An 18111-nucleotide genomic window follows, 5' to 3' on the forward strand; every position below is an offset into this window, starting at 1 on the left:
AGAATCTAGAGCAAAGAACTGAGCTAATTTAAATCACGCATTGTTAAAAATGTTGCCTGCCATAACATGATATAGAACATTCATTATGCAAAGTACTGTAAAAAAAGCTGCATTGCCAGCGACTGCATTAGCAGCCTTAGGCGTGGTCTTTGGTGATATTGGAACCAGTCCTTTATATGCTTTAAAAGAGTCTTTTCATGCCGCGCATGGTTTAGCGATTCAGCCTGAAAATGTATTGGGCATTCTCTCGATTATTTTCTGGTGTTTAATGCTGATTATCAGTATTAAATATATTGCAATCGTGATGCGTGCTGACAACAATGGCGAAGGTGGCATCATGGCTTTACTCGCCTTGAATCTACGTAAAGCTAAAATTACAGATCATAAAAAGATTTATCTGATCGCAATTGGTTTTATCGGTGCTTCTTTATTTTTCGGCGACGGTATTATCACGCCAGCGATATCCGTGCTTTCGGCAGTTGAAGGCTTATCTATTGCCACGAATGCGCTTGATCCTTTTATTATTCCCATCGCGCTGGTGATCGTGATTACATTATTTTTAATGCAAAAACATGGTACCGCTTTTGTGGGGAAATTCTTTGGCCCAATTACGCTAGTCTGGTTTCTCTCGCTGGGGGTGCTGGGTATTGCCAGTGTGATACAGACGCCGTTAGTGCTTGGGATGATTAGTCCGCATTGGGCGATACAATTTATTTTTACCCATCCTGTACAGTCTTTTTTTATTATGGGCGCCGTGGTCTTAACCGTGACTGGAGGCGAGGCACTCTATGCCGATATGGGACATTTTGGCCCTCAACCTATCCGGTTGGGATGGTTTAGTGTGGTACTTCCATGTCTGGTTTTAAATTATGCAGGACAAGGTGCATTACTATTGCGTAATCCTGCTGCCATTGAAAATCCTTTTTATTTGCTGGTGCCGAGTTGGGCGTTATATCCCATGATTATTCTAGCGACAATGGCTGCGGTGATTGCTTCGCAGGCTGTTATCTCTGGTGTATTTTCTTTGGCGCGTCAGGCCATACAATTGGGGTATTTACCGCGCTTAAGTATTAAGCATACCTCAGATTTAGAGGCAGGCCAGATTTATGTACCTTTTCTAAACTGGTTACTTTTAGTCGCAATCGTGGTGCTGATCTTGATTTTTCAAACCAGTTCCAATTTAGCCAGCGCTTACGGTCTTGCGGTCACCTTGACCATGTTGTGTGACACGATTTTGGTTGCAGTCTTTATTTACTATGCATGGAAATGGAGCTTGCCAAAAGTTCTACTTTTGATTATTCCTTTCTTCTTGCTGGAATCTATTTTAGTCGCGGCGACATCTTTAAAAATGTTCTCGGGCGGTTGGGTACCTCTTCTTATTGGTGGTATCGCAATAACAATATTGATGACGTGGAAACGAGGGCGGGAGCTTACTTTTGCCAAGCTTGAGCACGATACATTGTCACTGGAGTTATTTGTCAAAAGTATCGGGAATAGTGTACTGCGTGTACCTGGCGATGCTGTATTTCTGACGGGCACGCCAAATGTAGTTCCACATTCGATGCTGCATAATCTTAAACACAATAAAGTCTTGCATGAGCGTAACATTCTCGTGACAGTCGTGGTGGAAGATATCCCATTCGTCTCACAGGAAGAACGTATTAGTGTTGAAACTCTGGATGAGCATTTTTATCGTATTAAGATTTTCTATGGGTTTAAAGACGAACCTAATGTGCCGCAAGCATTGGTTCAGGCTTATGAGCAATTAGAGTTTGAATATGATGTGATGCAAATCAGCTTCTTTATTTCACGTGATCGTATTGTACATAGCGTCGGGGATGGGATGTCACCTTGGCGTGAGCGCTTATTTATTTCGATGCAACGTAATACCAGCCCTGTTAGTGATTTTTATCAAATTCCAACCAATCGTGTCGTGGAGTTGGGAAGCCAGATTGAAATTTAATTGGTGATTTAAATAGTTGCTTCAACTGCATCATGCGTGGTGCAGTTTTATTCTCTTTTATAGATGAGAAAATCTCGATATAAAATATTTTGTTTTAGGCGCTAACATATTTTCTAAGCTGTTATACGGAAAAATACTGATAACAAAACATTGGTTGATAACTCGGCTAATTAATTTTATTTTTTTATTAAAAAGGAGTGGATTATGAAATATTTTTTATTGGTGGTGACGTTGCTAGGCAGTGTGAGTCTTACGGCTTGTGCTGTACATACGCGTGAGGGAAGTATCGTTGTTGATCCTGAAGGCCGACTCAATGATGGGCGCTACTATGACGGGCATGGAAATGGTCGTTTCTGTCCTCCTGGACAAGCCAAGAAAGGCAACTGTTAGTATATTTTAGAGAATTAATTAGCTCATCTTAGGACGGGCTTTTTATTTTTTATATTGATTTTAATTTTTGATATTCCGCTATAAAAATTGAGTGACGTAAATTGTCATAAACAGACAGAACCGTATAGACAGATCAACACTATACTTTGTAAAATGCACTAAATTTAAGCGTAAGCCTATAAGAAGATGTTGAACAATATATTTCAAGCCTTAGACAGCTTAGGGCTTACTGCACAAAAACGCGCCTTACATATTTTATTTTCAAATTCAGATTTAAATACGCAAGTCTTTTTGCAGCGTATCGATGGGCAACACCAAATCAATGCTGGTGTGAAAGCCGAACTTATCTGCCTGTCAACCAATGCTACCATTCCACTCAAACAATTCATTGGCAGTCAGGTTGCTGTTGATCAGGTCACAGATACAGGGCAATTGTTCCGTACTACCGGTATTATTACCCAAGCTTTGCAGGGGCAATCGGATGGTAGTCTGACAGTCTATAAACTGACTTTAGAAGACCCGACTGCACTGTGGAAACATCGCAGAAACAGCCGTGTTTTTATGGCAAAGACTGTGGTCGATGTGGTTCAGACCATTTTTAAAGAATGGCAGGAAAGAAGCCCATTATTCGCTTCTAGTCTGACTTTGGACTTAACTGGACTCAGCCAGCAATATGATGTCCGTCCATTTATCATGTCCCAAAATGAAAGTGACTATGATTTTCTGACGCGATTGATGCGTAGTGAAGGCATTAACTGGCTGATTGATGAAGCACAACTGACAGTATCGAATTCAAGTAGTGCCATTCAGCCGCAACGCTTGAGACTGATTGATGACAATGCCCAGTATCAGGCTTTAGATCGACGTAAAGTACAGTACCACCGTAGTAGTGCAACGGAACAATTCGATTCGATTACCAGTTTTATCGGCAACCGTTCCTTACAGCCGACTTCGGTGTATGTGAACCGTTGGCAGCCTGATGCTTTAGATATGGATGAAGGCACGGGTTCAGTTCTCACCACCCAGCAGCATTCAGAACAGCATGATGCAACTAGTCTGGGACTGGAGGATGCATGGCACTTTACGCCTGCATGGATGCAAGACCTGAACAAGGAAGATGGCGCAACGCCTTCAGGTAATCAACAGGTTGAACGTTTCAATCAAAATCTCAGCCATTACCATAATGCACAAGCCAAGCAATTTATTGCCCAATCGACTCTACGTGATGCACAAGTAGGTTACTGGTTTGAATTGAATGATCATCCCGAAATTGATCAGCATGATGGGGCAGACAAAGAATTCCTGATCACAGGCAAGCATTTCTATAATCAAAACAACCTGCCTAAAGATTTACATCAACAAATTGATCAGCTATTGGCACAGAGTCAGTGGCAACCTAAACCGTTCAATACAGGTAACACAGAAGAACGCCAAGCCAATCAGCTCACACTACAACGCCGTCAGATCAAGATTGTTCCAGAATATAATCCACAGCAGCATCGTCCCGAAGCTCATCCGCAACGGGCGAAAGTGGTCGGGCCAAGTGGTGAAGAAATCCATGTCGATGAATGGGGCCGCATTAAAGTTAGATTCCTGTTCACGCGAGCAGATGATCATAGCCATGATGGTGGCGCAGGTGCTAACAATAACGATACCGATTCTGCATGGATCGACGTACTGACGCCGTGGGCAGGTGAAGGCTATGGTGTACGGTTCTTGCCACGTATCGGTGAGATCGTGGTGATCAACTTCTTTGATGGCAATATTGACCGTCCCTATGTGGTTGGACGGATTCATGAAGCACAACGTAGTCCGATCAAGTTTGACAATACAGGCAGGCTGCCTGATACCAAGAAACTGGCAGGGATCAAGTCCAAAGAATACCAAGGCGAAGGCTTTAACCAGCTCCGTTTTGATGACACTACAGGTCAAATCAGTGCACAACTACAAAGTAGCCATGCTGCCAGCCAACTGAACCTCGGTAAACTCAGCCATCCAAAAGACAAAGCTGAAAGTGAAGACCGAGGTGAAGGCTTTGAGCTGCGTACTGACCAATGGGGAGCGGTGCGTGCAGGACAAGGCTTACTTGTTAGCACACAAAAGCAGGATCAAGCCCAAGGTGAGCATCTGGATGCACAGCCAGCCAAGCAGCAACTCGAAGGCAACCAGAGCAATGCCAAAGCATTAAGTGAAGTTGCCAAGAACCAGCAAACGGATGAAATTGAATCATTAGAACAGTTAAAAGACTTTGCTGATCAGATTCAGGACAAGATCGCAAAATTTGAGAAAGCACTATTATTACTTAATTCACCTGCGGGAATTGGTCTGAGTAGTAATGAAGATATTCATCTTTCTGCGGATGGACAGATCAATCAGATTGCGGGCGATAGCATTAACCTAAGCACACAAAAAAATCTGGTTGCCCATGTCCAGAACAGGATTAGCCTGTTTGCAGCACAGAATGGGATCAAGCAGGTGGCTGCCAAAGGTAAATTTGAAGTACATGCGCAATCGGATGGGATAGACTTGCTTGCCAAGCAAGGCATTCAAATTATTTCAACCGAAGACCGCATTGAGATTACCAGCCCTAAAGAAATTGTATTTACCGCGCAAGGTTCGCAACTCAAGTTGAATGGCGCTGGGATTTTTCCTGTGACAGGGGGCAAATTTGAGGTGAAGGCGGGGCAGCATTTGTTTATGGGAGGAAGTACAGCAAAACAAAATTTACCAATTTTGCCAGCTCTCTCAATACCTAAAAATCTGCTTGAATTTAGAAAGGTATATGCAGATGGTACGCCTAGTCCTAACATCCCTTATACGATTCATTTGCCTGATGGAACTACGCAACAAGGTAAAACGGATTCAAATGGTATGGCATTTTACTCTGATCAAAAAAATGGACGTGCTGTTATTGAATATGGTGATGACAGAAACCCGTTGGAGTCAGCATTAGAAATGAAATTTGAGCAAGAGTTAGATAACTTATTTAAAACTGAAATTTTTGTACTTCCACTTGTAGACGATCAACCAGAAGAATAATTATGGATATGTTACAGACACTTAGTGGTTACCAAAATCAAATTCAGAGAAGCTTTGATCAATCTATCAGTGGTTTTCAGTCCAATTTTAATCAAACCGCACAATGGGTAGAGAAGGAGCTGAATGAACTTATCGCAGAATATGGTAAGTCATTGGATGGCGCTCAAAGCTGGGTTAAAAGTTTCATTTATGGTGAGTTCAATACAGATGAACGTCCTGTTTCTGTCATTGTAACTGAAATGCTCGCAGGTTTTGTTCCCGGGACGGTTCTTGTATTTAGCGCCCGAGATGCGATCGCTGTTATCATGAGGATGCTAAACGATCCAAAGAAACAAGATGAAGTGCAGGAATGGATGCTTTTAGCTGTTTATTTACTGCCATTTGTTTTAGTTGGTGCGACTGCCGCGACAGGTGCTGCAACAGGGGGGGCTGGAGGTGCATTTTTTGGAGGCGTTGGTGCAGCCCCAGGTGCTGGGGCAGGCGGAATTCTCGGTGGTGCTGTTGGAAGTGAAATTGGAAATGTTGTTAAGTGTGTAGGACTTTTTCTTATTAAAAGAACACCCCATTTAGCAACGATTATTTCTAAACTTAATGGCTTTATGAAGGGCAATGTAGTTCCAACCTTGAAGAAGATAAAGTACTCCGATTACGCTAGTGCTGTTACGAATATTATTACCTCGATACTTAATCAATTACTTGGTTTGGTCAAACGTGTTAAGTCATTGTTGAGTTACGGTGCAAAGATCAATTGGATGGGCTTAGGATGGGCCAAATCTATTTACTTAAGAATGGAGCGATTTGAAGCGGTTTTAATTTCAATGATCCAGAAATCAGCGATCAAAATTAAACAGGGCTTTAAAGAGTTTGACGAACATCTACAGGACTTATTAAAGCAATCGGTCAAGTATGAACCCGCTTATGCCACGGTTGGAACCAAGGTAAAGCCTGTTCCTACACCAACACAAACTGTTAGACCTTCATACCCTCAGACTGCTAAAGCGAATGTGGTACATACAGCAGGCGCATCTAATAAAAGTGCATCAGGCACCAAAACACCTGAAAATGTACATCAGCCAAAAGTTAAAGAGCCGATTACCAAGAAGATGCCTGAGACAAAGGTAAAGTGCTTTAATCCTGTTAATACATCTTCTGCAAGAAAAAATGCGGATAAGATGATTAAAGAAAACTACCCGAAGGACAGTAACAGTCTAGCGGTTGAAGAATACTTAAATAAAGAGACTGATTGGCAGTTGGCAAATCAGCAAAAAGGTCTCAATGAGATGAGTGTAGAAGACTATATTGAAGGACGGAAGGCTTTTAATACAGAGGGGCGTGGTGGTGGTGCACCTGCTGAGCAAGCTAGAAAAAAATATGGGGCTGACCTTGCTGAAAAATATGAGAAAGAATATCAGCAACAAAATATAGGTGCTCGAGAAGCAAAGAAACTTGCTAAAGAAAAGTCAGGGCGAATCATGAATGAAATGGCAGCTCTACATAACCCTGATCAGCTTGTAGGTGGAGCAAATAAAGTTGATACTAAAGCAATTGGTTTAAAGAATGTCAATTCCTCTATTGGTAGTCAGTGGAAAACTAGGGTTCAAGCATTAGATGAAGCGGCAGCAAAAGTTCCTGTTAGTGAAAGAAGTACGACAGGGATGAATGCAAAACTGGAAAGGTGTAAAAAATGAGTGCGTTTATAATGGATGAGAATTTTGAAATTTTTTATCATGATGAAGGTTTTGGACCGCCAGTTTGTGTAGAGCCTGTATCAGAAGAAACTCTGAAAAAGTATCAAGGTAAACTACCAAATCAATTGCTTGAGTATTGGAGAGCTTTTGGTTTTTCAGGTTGGGGGAATGGATTATTCTGGTTGGTTAACCCAGAAGACTACCAAGATGTTTTGGATGCATGGTTAGAAAATATTGATTTACCGCCTCATGAAGAATATTTTGTGATTGCTCGTACAGCTTTTGGGGATTTAAGTGTATGGGGAACAATTCATGGTCGATGCTTTACTATTTCGGCGACGACTTCACAAATTTTTCCAAAAATGGAAAAAATGGAACAAGGTGAGGAAGACTTACTTATCAAGATATTTTTTTCATCAAAAGATAAAGACTCATTAGATATAAATGATTACAAAAACAAACCGTTATTTGATCGGGCTGTTAAAAAATATGGTGAACTGAGCAAAAATGAAATGTTTGGTTTTGAACCTGCGTTAGTCCTGGGGGGGGCAGTTAAACTCGAGAATTTACGTAAATTGCCGATTATTACGCATCTACAATTCTTGGCATCATTGGATACTCCACACATGATGTTGGATATAGGTAAGTTCGTGGATGAGCACGGTTTAGGAAAAGATGAATAAAGCCCGAAAGGGCTTTTTTATGTCATTTTATATTTTTAATAAATGATATGTTTATATTTATTAGATCAAATATATGAAAAATCCTATTACGTTTACTTCTGGATGTGCTATTAGCGCCCATAGATTCTGTTTATCAGCAAATATTGATGAATTGGATACATGGGATTGCTTTAGTAAAAAAATCATTTATAAACATTTAGAACAGCAAAACTGGTCATGTTTGGATTTGGAAGGATGGAAAGTTATTTCAGTTGCTTACCAAAGTAGAGAGAGCGAACCTTCCATTATTTCGCTTGATCAAGAAGGGTATGTAGGGATATTTCAACAAAATAATAATGAGCATCAAGAAATTAGATTTAAATTAGAGGAAAAAATTTATGGGCAATTTAATAAATTGCGTACAGTAAGACAGGAGCTTTATGCTTGTGGTGATGGTGGACAGGTATATTTAAATGCTGGGGACAGTTGGAGCAATATAGGATTTAATCTAGAAGAACAGCCTCTTGAAGTAAAACAAGGAGAGATTTTCTCTCTAAATAGTGATTTTTCATTTGAGCGAAATTTATACGATATCAATGGCTTTGCTCATGATCATCTTTATGTTTGTGGAACAAAAGGGGACGATGGCTTCATTGCTTTTTTCAATGGTAGTAATTGGATAGAAGTCAACCGAATCATACCATCTGCTTTGTATAGTATTACGTTATGTCCAGATGGGAAAAATATTTTAATTACTGGGCAAGATGGTACAATTTTGGTAGGGAATATAGATGTTGGGTTTAAAAGTCTAAAAAATAGAAGTATAAATTCGACTTTTTATAATGCAGCTTTTTATCAAGAGGCTATATAGATAGCGTCAGAACAGGGACTATATGTATATGCAGATTCTGATTATTCTATCGTTCCTGAGTTAAGTGATATACAAGGGGTCATCTCTGTTGAGGAAAAAGATGGAGTTCTTTGGGTACTTAGCTATAAGCACTTAATTCGGTTTGATGGAAAAACATGGGTTAGAATCAGTCATCCTGACAATGATGAAATACAATATAGCCAATTAAAATGTAGAGTTGGAGACGTTTGTCCTAGATCAGGAGATTGGTGGAGTCCAGCAAATAAGATGGAAAAACGCTATTTTGATCAAGGTGAAACAATGCCTGAAATTCCAAATAACCCTTGGGGTGAAACCATTTGGTATTTAGATATAGAGCAATGACTGGATCATTTAAGAAAAAGCCATCCTTATTTGGATGGTTTTTTTACTTTTACCGAATGACATGCTGGAGCGTTAATAAATGTCCATACAAGTAAATGAGCAGACAATAGATTGGCATAAGTGGTTAAGTTTAGAAATAAAAGACCCAGCTTTATTTAGAGATAATTTGCTTGAACAAAAAATGTATAGCAAAAGATTTGATACGTTTGTGAATGGAATATATTCCGTAACGGATGGTTTTAGTAATTATAAAAATGAAAAAAATATGGTGGCTATATTGCGGCAGGTCATCAGCGTTTAAACGATGTCTTAAATTTAATGTCTTTACAGTATTCGGCAGGCGGAAGTCTTGAGTTTTTAAAAGAAATATATCCATATCTACTTCATTGGACAGAAGAGTACGCAGAAGCAAGCCATTTATATAATTTAAGTCCTGATGCTGATGGACGATTTGTTTGGCATATCAGTTTAGGGGCAGAAGACTATTGGTATATTGCTTTACGTCTTATTTGTTTTGGGCTGTTGACTGGTTTTGCGGATCAGATGGATCGGATTATGCCAATCATTGACTATGTAGAAGCAACACCTGAAGGACAGGAAAAAGATGGATTAATTGAACGTTTAGTTGCTCCTTTTGTTGCAGATCGTGGAACTCCACCAGATGAGGCTAGACGACATTTACCTTATCGTAAGCTGATCAAAGTGTTTAATGCTTCACCTGAAAAGCGTCCAGCTTTAATGCTGCAATACCTAGAAGACTGGTATGAGGCGAGCCGTCGAGAACCTTACCATGATCAACATCCTCAACCAGATATAAGATCTGGAGTTAGCTATTATGGCTATTGGTCATGGGAAGCAGCAGCGGTAACGTGGTTGCTGGATATAGATGATACGTCATATTATGAACATCAGTTCTATCCAAAAGATTTGGTTGATTTTGCTCGAACACAGTCAAAAGTAGTTTTAGGTGATTAACTCCAACAAATCTCTATTTCATTTTGATTGTCTTCGCTTTCATCAAATATAAGAAAGAGATTTGTTATAGAGCTTTTATTTAAAGATTTCTTATCTCACTGAATCTGTGGCAATAGAACGTGCTTTACGGTCCGTTAGACGATCATAAAAAGCAGCCGCTGAGAAAGCGGTTTTAAAAGCACACCACTGCAATGGCTCAGGGAGGGTTGAAGGTGTTTTATGATACAGGGCTGTTAAAATAGGACTCTCAACGCCTTTAATTTTCTCGGCAAGTAGCTGCCCCATAAAGGATTGAGTGGCAAGCCCATGTCCAGTGCAGCCAGCAACATAAATGATATTTTGATGCGTTCCTGTGGTGCCTACCACAGGCAGAAAATCATATGCCACGCTAACGTAACCACTCCAGCAATGCTTAATACCAAGACCTTGTAAGGTAGGATGACGTTCACGTAAGGTTTGTACCAATGCGGCATAGGCATCTTGATCTGGTATGTTCGGGGTCTTTGAACCATAAACATAATTTAACTTCTTCACCGTCAACACCATCGTATTGTGTGCTGTGAGACGATGGCTCTCCATCATGAGATGCGGTGTAATAATTCCTTCTCTATTCTGCCAACCTAAAGATGCCAATTGCTTTGGAGACAATTGTTGAGTTTCGATTGCTGATACGCGGATCGGCGCAACCTTATCACGTAGTAACCCCAATTGTGGTGTGAACGCATTTGTCGCCAATACCACGATTGGGGCAGTTGCACGACCCCGTGGAGTCTTGCAGGTTATTTCCGCGCCTTCACTGTAAGACAGCAAGGGCGTTTTTTCATAGAGCTTAACGCCTGCCTGAATTGCCGCACGACGTAAACCGCTGACATATTTACCAGGATTGAGCGTGCCGCCACGTTGCTCACTACCAAATAGAAATGCTGGTGGAATACCGCGAGCGCGCATTTCAGCTTGATCTACAAAACGAGTGATTGAACCCAGTTCACGACCAACCTCCATACTGCGACGTAGCCATTTTTCCTGAGAAGTATCAATCGCAGCACGTATGATGCCAGAAGGGTTGTAATCACATTGAATTTCCAACTCGGCTAGACGCTTTTCGACATAGCACACGGCTTCGTCATAAAAGTTCACAAATTTTCGTGCATGCTCAACGCCGACGCGTTTTGCGAACACTTCAAACTCAATTCCCATACTGCCGAGTAGATAACCCGCATTACGCCCACTGGCACCGAAGCCACCAAACTCCTGTTCAAGCACAATCACTTTTGCACCACGGGCGGTCAGCTCAAGGGCAGTTGAGAGCCCGGCAAATCCAGCCCCAACCACAATGACATCAGCGCTGTCGGAACCTTCCAGTTCGGGTTGAAGATCATCAGGTTGCTCTATCCAGCCTCCCAGAAGACGAAAGGGTAACGATTTAGGGTTGTAGTTCGCCATTTCTTCATTGATATGATTCATTTGCTATCCTTTTTTATCTTCACCGTACTCCTGTACGGTGTTTGATTTTAAAAATAATGATGCGGTGATGTATGGATTAGTGAGCTGGAACCAATGATGCTCTGGAAATTGCCTGAGAACGTGCCAGTGCGTCATAGGCGTAATACAACTGGATGACCGCATAAGCCCAGGTAATGAATGCCCAAGTCATAAAGATCATATGCGTATCATCGCCAGGGATCGGGAAGAAGTCATAGACGATTGCGACGGCGAGGCTGATGATTAAAGTGAATGTTGTCGCCACGGCATGTAGAGTTTCCCTAGCACGTGCCAAGCAAAGAATGAAGTAGCAGAGATAGATCGCAAGAATCACCCACATGACGACGTAAAAATACGGGCGTATCCCGTCAAAGAAATCGGCCAAGAAGATAACAAAAGTGCCCGCAAATGCAGCGGCGAACAGCAGCACTTCCTTCAACGCTGTAGGTTTATAATTATGGGTCAGTGCCATTAAGCCCAGTACGGCAATGACGGGCATACCAAAGCTGCGTGAGAATGAATCCAGAAACATTGTAATTAAATAATGAACATGCCCACCCGTCAGCATATACAACACAAAGTTTGTCGCAGAAAAAGCAACAATCCACCATTCTAGTCCAAGCAGATAATTGTTTTTCTTGATGAATTTCGCGCCATAAATCCAGCCCGAAAGCGCCAGCACAATACAGGCAACTAGCCCACAGATATTGATAATTTCCAGAATAGCGGCATGCAGCATTTCACTATCAGTTAAGATTTGTGCTGTTGTAGCGTCCATTTCGCTACCGACAGCAAGTCCCAGTATTTTCATAATATGACTTCCTTTAATTAATTGACTGTCATGTCAGTAAAATAATATGGTATGATTAATTAGTAAACATTTTTTTTATTTATGACGATGATGGAAAACAAGATAGGAAGACCGAGTAAAGCACATGAACGGTCCTATGAAATTCTTCAAGCTGCTGTTTCAGTCGTTGCGAGGGAAGGACTAGAAGGAATTACTTTTGCCAAAGTAGCGGAAGCATCAGGCATGCAACGCACGCTGGTACATCATTATTTTTCTTCACGTGCAGATTTAATCAATGCTTTTATTGAGCACTATATTGGAGAAATGGGGACAGCAATTATTCATCGGTTTAGTGGAAAACCATTGAGCGAAAGAATCGTCATGTTATTCACGCCCGAAGTTTATCGGAGTCAGGATGATTTGATTGTTTGGTTAGAACTGGTTGCGCAAAGTGCCAGAAATCCGTTGATCAAGCAGATGCTGCATGATCTTTGGACACAGCACTGGCTGCCTGATTTTGAAAATCAATTGGCACAAGAATATCCAAACGCAACTCAAGATGCGATTAGTTCGACTGCTTACGTACTGGCTTGTTTATTTGAAGCATATTGGGGATTCAGTGTTCAAGGCGTTACGGATACACAGAAACAAAAGCAAATGGAACAAACTGTGTTAATGCTGTTGAATCGTTTAATCTGATTTTTAGCAGAATAAATTGAAAAAGATCGCTTAGGAAATGTGACAGTGGATTAAACCAGTTCTACGGACGCTTGATTTAACCTATTCGTGTATAAATGTTGTTTAGAGAGCAAATCATCCTTCAGCTTGTTAAGAATGGATTAGCTTAAATTGAGCGTCTTTGTCCTTGATTGAAAGGATCAAAGAGAGATTTATTCAACTGTTATAAAGGCCCGTTCTTGTGAAAGAGGGTTACTTCTTCCACAACAATTAGTAAAATTAAAGAAAACTAATAATGCACGGTATCTATGAAGAAAAATTCAAAACTCGATCAAGATACATTATTTATTAAATTATTATTCAAATCTTCCTCTAAAGTGACAAAGGAAGAAATCGAGTACTATCGAAAATATCCTGATCAAATTGACCAAGTCACAGCGCCGATCAATATCCATAAAATCTTTTTATGGACTGGAGCATTATTAGGGATTCTGGTTGTAGCAATCGCCAAGTTTCTGAAATTTTCTGGTATGTTAGCATTCTTATCCGAAGGTGTACTTGAGTTCGTTATCGATATCATTTATGAAAGTGGTATTGCTTTGATTGGTGCAGCAGTGACTGCTTATATGCTCGGTGTGTTACTCAATAAACAACAAGAAAATGCACTGAAATGGCGAGAAGAAATTCGCAAAAGAATACAGGAAAGCGAGCAATAAAAAGAAAAAAAGCTAAAGTGCTGTCACTTTAGCTTTGGATGTTTAGTTTTTCACTTTGTCTAAACCATGCTCGGTTAAATGTTGGCTCAAGATACGGCGAAGTTCCAATACCGTTTCAGGCTTTATTTGAATAGAATGCCCGCCTTTAATGATTTTCTCTGAAATCGCACCTTCTAAATGGGCACTTTTATAAGGAACAATGCCATCGGTAATCTTATCCATATCATTACTTTTGGTGATATTGCCCATGATTGAATGAAAAACTAGACCTTCTTTAGGCTGTATACCCGAGGTGAGTTCCATAAATTCAGATTTATTACTCAGATCGCTAGGGCCATTTTGCAGTCTATTGTTGATGGTTCTGACAAAATCTTTCAGATCATCATCATAGCTCGTGAGTGTATCGGTTAATGTTTTTAAAAATACTGAAGGCAGTCCAATAATCTTTCGTGCAGTGACGGTAAACCAGCGGTCGGCGTAGCTAGTTCCTCGATGAGGCGCAGCGAGGAAAATGACGCGATCAAAGTTTGGAATTGGTTCCATCTTTAAGCGTTCACCTATGACAGGATGTTTTCTCATCCGTGCTTGCACGTGGTTACTCATCATCGGTAAGGCTTCTTTTGAAATATCCGCATGACTGACTAAAAGGCGGCTAATAATTCCTCCCATGCTATGACCAATCAAAACAGCATTTTGGGAAGCAGGGTCTTGGGGATTGAGAGAGGCAAATGTTTGTTTTAGTAAAGCAGAAATCTGAAAGCGGCTTTCCAGAATAGGCATATTGGTTGAGTAAAATACCTGCCAGACTTGATAATGCTCACGTAGCGTCTTATCGCCCATAATTTCATTGGTCACCGCAATCCACGCCTCTGGGCTACTAGCGAGTCCATGGATCAATACAATCACTTTTTTATTCGGATTATAAGGTTCAAGCATATATAGATGAGGCATGGTCAAACGTTGATTACGGTCGATCAAGGTTAAATAGGCAGCAGAGCCCAAGTTATTCTCCGCTAACCATAAACCATAGGGTGCAGAGAAGTTCGCAGCAAGGGAATATTCTTTATCTTCAATTTTGATCTTTTCGATATTGTAAGGATCATAGATTTTTATTTTGAAATCAGGCCGGTTGAGTATCTCGCTGAGAGTGGCTTGCTCATTCACTGGTTGGGCAATCAGCGTCGACGCAAGATAATGGGCTTGGTGGATATTGGGATTAACGCCATTTGGGTAAGCATAGTTCAGTGGATCAAGAATATAGGGATTTCCATTTTTGGAATCATTTTCTTTAGTGTGCAAAACCGCGACGAAATCTGCACCGAAACCATCACGACGGTTAATGGTTCTTAAACCAGAGAAGTTCATGTTGTAGCTTGAGGTAAATTTCTCAAGCTTTTTACCTTGTAGTTTGGGATAGGAATCAATATCAATCTTATAAGTACTTTCACCAATTTGAATACTGTCTGGAATCGTTGCTGATGAATTCTTGGCACTGTACACATTTACTAACTGATTAAGTGCCTGATTATAGAAGTCCCGAATTTGCACCTGACGGTTATCAAAAATACGATCTTGAGGCTGACGAGAGGTCTTAAATAGATAAGCATAGCTGTACCGGATACTTTTATCTAAAGCTTGCAGTTGTTGGTCTAAACATTCATTCACCTGTGGGGCAGGTTTAGCGCTGGTTTTAGGGTTTTTATTGATTTTGCAATCGTGTGAGTCTGCAAGTGCCAAAGCTCTAGAGAGATATAACTCGCTCGCGGCGGATAATAATTGCTCTGTCTGTACCTGAGGAATTTTTTCCAGATCGACAATACATGCATCTGGATTTTTCATGCACAGTTTCATGTCCATATCGGACATATAGAGCAGATTCAGGCTGGCGCCACTTAATTTATTTTGAGTGAGAATACTGTTACGTTCATTGGCAATGGTTGTATGCAGCGTCTGTTTTTTTAGGCTAACCACCTGACAGCCACTTGTTATTAGAACGCTAAATACAGTCAGAATACACAGCGGCTGATATAGAGGAAATGTAAGTCTTTTCATAAATTGACCCTTCGGCATTCTGTCCAGATTGGGGGAGTTTTGATACTGGTATTATTTTGAATGTTTGTGTAATGACGATTATTAAAGTGTGGAAACAGTGTGGAGATGAGAGAATTAATCAGCTTCGATTGAGTGTTTTAACCCTATTACCGAAACCACTGACTCGCGTTGACGTGAGGAAGGGTATATATAGAATTACATTGATGGTTATTTAAAATATGCAGAGCACAGTTGCATATAAACTCTTGCAGACCAGTGATTGATTTGATGGTCTAAATGAACTGATAAGGATGTGATGAAAATATTTAAAGCATCCAGAAATTTTTAAATATTAAGACAGTGATTGGCGATAAAATGCGTAAGAAAACGTCGACTTGATCGACGTTTTCTTACTTTCCAATTTCCAGATACTAAGGCTCAGATAATCCCAGTGGTTTTAAACTCCTGAACATTTAACATATCGATTGGACTCATCATCTTGCCTTCATGTTCGACAAATCCGACAAAAGTGGTGCTCATATTCCAGCCGAGCAATCCTCTTAGCTCATCTGGGAAGCTTTTAATTGTTTCGGTGGAGAGAGATAAATAATGGTTTTCTTCCTGTCTGAGAAAGCCTAGATCATAAGACATCGTGAGTCCGATACGAGGTGCATGACTGACATTGGCACCTCCACCATGATAGGTCGAACCAATCCAGATTAAAGCATCTCCAGCTTTCATTTCAGCCGCGACGGTTTCGTCTTCTTTAGGTACTCTTTGATCATCCCACAAATGGCTGGCAGGAATGACGCGAGTCGCGCCATTTTCTTCTGTAAAATCAGTCACAGCAAACATAATCTGGACTCTGGCTTCACGACCATAACCTGGGTGTTGCCACATCCATACCGTATCGTCACGATGTAAGGGTTGTGCTTTTTGACCTGGCCAGATCTGAATCGCTTGAGTCACACCTACCTGAATGTCTGGATAGAGTTCAATTCTATTTTCACCACTCCATGCCTGTAGTGGGGTTTGAAGAATCGATTTTGCGGTATCTAAAAATACTGGATTCATTGCCACCAAGGGCATTTGTGGCAAGCGTGCAAATAAACGGCTCATTCGGCGGGTCTTCGTACCTGCAAAATATTCATCTTCTCCGTCTGGGATCAACTCTAATTGCTGTGATAATGTTTGATAAATATCTTGGGTTATTTCATCATTTAAAAAATTTTCAATGATGACACCACCATCTCTTTTAATAATCGAAACGATTTCATCGATTTGTGTATCTTTGCTTAATTTGACGAGTGACATAAGATTTCCTTATCCATCCTGATTGATATGATTTCAAAGCATTTAAATGAACTGCTTTGTGATGCGATTGGTGTTCATACATAACGCTTCAGTTTTTAGACTTCATCGCGATAGCTGATTAAATTTTTGAGGCTGTCGCAGAATGCTATGCACTTATGTATGTATTTGAATTAAATGTTTTTCTACAATGAAAATTTATAAACTTTCATTTCTCTAGGGAGGGTGGAGCAAGTGTCTTTTTCAAGAAATTGATCTGATCAATTAGCACGGTTTCACCCCATGATTCGGTATAGAAATCAAAATGATCAATTGGATATTCCAGCAATTCAGCTGGGCCTTGAATCAGACGCGCTGTTTTTCGGGCTGGGTTCGGTGGTGCAATTTGGTCATTGGCACCTACTTGGATCAAGGTCGGGCATTTCACATTTTTTGCAAAAGCTACAGGCCGGTTGTATGAAACTTCCAGAGCTGCACGAGCACAGACTTCATTCCGCCAAGTCGGACCTGCCATAGAGGTATAGCTTTCTTCGGCACCGGGTGTGCTGATCATTGCAGCCGTACCGGGTTGTCCAACAATTGGAATGAGATGGGGAGGGCGTTGAGTGATGGCATGCATTAAATCTTTTATGCCATGACCGATTGCAGTCGATATCTGCTTTATTCCACCATATTGGAATACTTGTTTTAGAGCTGCTAAACCATCAGTTGCCGGATTCATGGAGACGACAGCCGATATTTTTGGATCTTGTGCAGCAACGACCACCACATGACCACCCGAATAAGACGTGCCCCACAGTGCAATACGACTTCCATCGACATGGGGTAAATTCCGTGCAGCTTCGATCGCGGCATGATAATCCTCTCGTTGTTGAATATAAGAGACATGCTGTCTTGGTAGTCCAGCAGACTCTCCAAATCCACGATAGTCAAATGCGAAAGTATCAAAACCTGCCTGACTGAAAGGCTCGGCAAAATCAAGTAAACCCGTATCTTTGGTACCACCGAAACCGTTACCCAAAATAATACAAGGTCGTCCTTGAGAAGACTTGTATTCATCTGATTTTGCAGGGATGTACCATGCGGCACAGGTAATTCCTTTACTTGTAAATTTAATATTTTCCATCATATTTTCCTTGATCGATTTATGTC

The 18111-nt window shown here is 40.8% G+C and carries 13 protein-coding genes and 2 pseudogenes; 10 read left to right on the forward strand and 5 right to left on the reverse strand.

What is annotated here, in order from left to right:
• Positions 1-85: 85 nt before the first annotated feature.
• The 8 genes and pseudogenes from A9Z07_RS00250 to A9Z07_RS00280 all read left to right on the forward strand — a co-directional run bounded on the left by A9Z07_RS00250 (position 86) and on the right by A9Z07_RS00280 (position 9951).
• Entirely contained in the window at positions 86-1963 is a 1878-nt protein-coding gene (locus A9Z07_RS00250) for a potassium transporter Kup (RefSeq protein WP_069576108.1), read from the forward strand.
• 204 nt (positions 1964-2167) lie between these two features.
• A complete protein-coding gene (locus A9Z07_RS00255) occupies positions 2168-2353 on the forward strand; it encodes a hypothetical protein (RefSeq protein WP_047428943.1) in 186 nt (61 codons plus the stop codon).
• Between the two features lie 186 nt (positions 2354-2539).
• Positions 2540-5392 carry a type VI secretion system Vgr family protein gene (locus A9Z07_RS00260; protein WP_069576110.1) on the forward strand — a complete coding sequence of 951 codons (2853 nt, stop codon included), beginning with the start codon at positions 2540-2542 and terminating at the stop codon, positions 5390-5392.
• 2 nt (positions 5393-5394) lie between these two features.
• On the forward strand, positions 5395-7080 hold the full coding sequence (locus A9Z07_RS00265; protein ID WP_069576112.1) for a polymorphic toxin type 15 domain-containing protein: 1686 nt from the start codon (positions 5395-5397) through the stop codon (positions 7078-7080).
• A complete protein-coding gene (locus A9Z07_RS00270) occupies positions 7077-7763 on the forward strand; it encodes a GAD-like domain-containing protein (RefSeq protein ID WP_069576114.1) in 687 nt (228 codons plus the stop codon). The genes A9Z07_RS00265 and A9Z07_RS00270 overlap by 4 nt, the downstream gene beginning before the upstream one ends.
• Before the next feature lie 73 nt (positions 7764-7836).
• Positions 7837-8613 (forward strand): hypothetical protein, encoded by a 777-nt coding sequence (locus A9Z07_RS00275; RefSeq protein WP_227516921.1) that lies wholly within the window; start codon positions 7837-7839, stop codon positions 8611-8613.
• A gap of 219 nt (positions 8614-8832) precedes the next feature.
• Positions 8833-8976 (forward strand): annotated as a pseudogene (locus A9Z07_RS17975) (hypothetical protein); the annotation flags it as partial.
• A 79-nt stretch (positions 8977-9055) separates the two neighbouring features.
• Positions 9056-9951 (forward strand): annotated as a pseudogene (locus tag A9Z07_RS00280) (PoNe immunity protein domain-containing protein).
• Positions 9952-10041: 90 nt separating this feature from the next.
• Here the strand turns inward: A9Z07_RS00280 and A9Z07_RS00285 are convergent.
• Positions 10042-11415: an NAD(P)/FAD-dependent oxidoreductase gene (locus A9Z07_RS00285; protein ID WP_069576115.1), complete on the reverse strand. Its 1374-nt coding sequence runs from the start codon at positions 11413-11415 to the stop codon at positions 10042-10044.
• Positions 11416-11491: 76 nt separating this feature from the next.
• Positions 11492-12244 (reverse strand): hypothetical protein, encoded by a 753-nt coding sequence (locus A9Z07_RS00290; RefSeq protein WP_069576116.1) that lies wholly within the window; start codon positions 12242-12244, stop codon positions 11492-11494.
• A gap of 81 nt (positions 12245-12325) precedes the next feature.
• Here A9Z07_RS00290 and A9Z07_RS00295 point away from each other — a divergent pair, with 81 nt between their 5' ends.
• Both A9Z07_RS00295 and A9Z07_RS00300 read left to right on the forward strand, forming a co-directional pair.
• Entirely contained in the window at positions 12326-12922 is a 597-nt protein-coding gene (locus A9Z07_RS00295) for a TetR/AcrR family transcriptional regulator (RefSeq protein ID WP_069576117.1), read from the forward strand.
• Between the two features lie 287 nt (positions 12923-13209).
• A complete protein-coding gene (locus A9Z07_RS00300) occupies positions 13210-13617 on the forward strand; it encodes a hypothetical protein (RefSeq protein WP_069576121.1) in 408 nt (135 codons plus the stop codon).
• A 42-nt stretch (positions 13618-13659) separates the two neighbouring features.
• On the opposite strand, the gene A9Z07_RS00305 is transcribed toward A9Z07_RS00300, so the two are convergent.
• The 3 genes from A9Z07_RS00305 to A9Z07_RS00315 all read right to left on the reverse strand — a co-directional run bounded on the left by A9Z07_RS00305 (position 13660) and on the right by A9Z07_RS00315 (position 18088).
• Positions 13660-15669, reverse strand: coding sequence for an esterase/lipase family protein (locus A9Z07_RS00305; protein WP_069576123.1), 2010 nt, complete (start codon positions 15667-15669; stop codon positions 13660-13662).
• Positions 15670-16086: 417 nt separating this feature from the next.
• The gene (locus A9Z07_RS00310) at positions 16087-16962 is read right to left on the reverse strand and encodes a phytanoyl-CoA dioxygenase family protein (protein WP_047428928.1); all 876 of its coding nucleotides are present in this window, start codon (positions 16960-16962) and stop codon (positions 16087-16089) included.
• A gap of 205 nt (positions 16963-17167) precedes the next feature.
• Positions 17168-18088, reverse strand: coding sequence for an alpha/beta hydrolase (locus tag A9Z07_RS00315; RefSeq protein WP_047428926.1), 921 nt, complete (start codon positions 18086-18088; stop codon positions 17168-17170).
• Positions 18089-18111: the final 23 nt, after the last annotated feature.

Source organism: Acinetobacter sp. YK3 (assembly GCF_001729365.1).
In the GTDB taxonomy this organism is placed as follows: domain Bacteria; phylum Pseudomonadota; class Gammaproteobacteria; order Pseudomonadales; family Moraxellaceae; genus Acinetobacter; species Acinetobacter vivianii.

Excerpts from the sequence above, each read along its gene's own strand:
- A9Z07_RS00250 (WP_069576108.1), top strand. The coding sequence starts at position 86 with ATGCAAAGTACTGTAAAAAAAGCTGCATTGCCAGCGACTGCATTAGCA.
- A9Z07_RS00255 (WP_047428943.1), top strand. The coding sequence starts at position 2,168 with ATGAAATATTTTTTATTGGTGGTGACGTTGCTAGGCAGTGTGAGTCTT.
- A9Z07_RS00260 (WP_069576110.1), top strand. The coding sequence starts at position 2,540 with ATGTTGAACAATATATTTCAAGCCTTAGACAGCTTAGGGCTTACTGCA.
- A9Z07_RS00265 (WP_069576112.1), top strand. The coding sequence starts at position 5,395 with ATGGATATGTTACAGACACTTAGTGGTTACCAAAATCAAATTCAGAGA.
- A9Z07_RS00270 (WP_069576114.1), top strand. The coding sequence starts at position 7,077 with ATGAGTGCGTTTATAATGGATGAGAATTTTGAAATTTTTTATCATGAT.
- A9Z07_RS00275 (WP_227516921.1), top strand. The coding sequence starts at position 7,837 with ATGAAAAATCCTATTACGTTTACTTCTGGATGTGCTATTAGCGCCCAT.
- A9Z07_RS00285 (WP_069576115.1), bottom strand. The coding sequence starts at position 11,415 with ATGAATCATATCAATGAAGAAATGGCGAACTACAACCCTAAATCGTTA.
- A9Z07_RS00290 (WP_069576116.1), bottom strand. The coding sequence starts at position 12,244 with ATGAAAATACTGGGACTTGCTGTCGGTAGCGAAATGGACGCTACAACA.
- A9Z07_RS00295 (WP_069576117.1), top strand. The coding sequence starts at position 12,326 with ATGACGATGATGGAAAACAAGATAGGAAGACCGAGTAAAGCACATGAA.
- A9Z07_RS00300 (WP_069576121.1), top strand. The coding sequence starts at position 13,210 with ATGAAGAAAAATTCAAAACTCGATCAAGATACATTATTTATTAAATTA.
- A9Z07_RS00305 (WP_069576123.1), bottom strand. The coding sequence starts at position 15,669 with ATGAAAAGACTTACATTTCCTCTATATCAGCCGCTGTGTATTCTGACT.
- A9Z07_RS00310 (WP_047428928.1), bottom strand. The coding sequence starts at position 16,962 with ATGTCACTCGTCAAATTAAGCAAAGATACACAAATCGATGAAATCGTT.
- A9Z07_RS00315 (WP_047428926.1), bottom strand. The coding sequence starts at position 18,088 with ATGATGGAAAATATTAAATTTACAAGTAAAGGAATTACCTGTGCCGCA.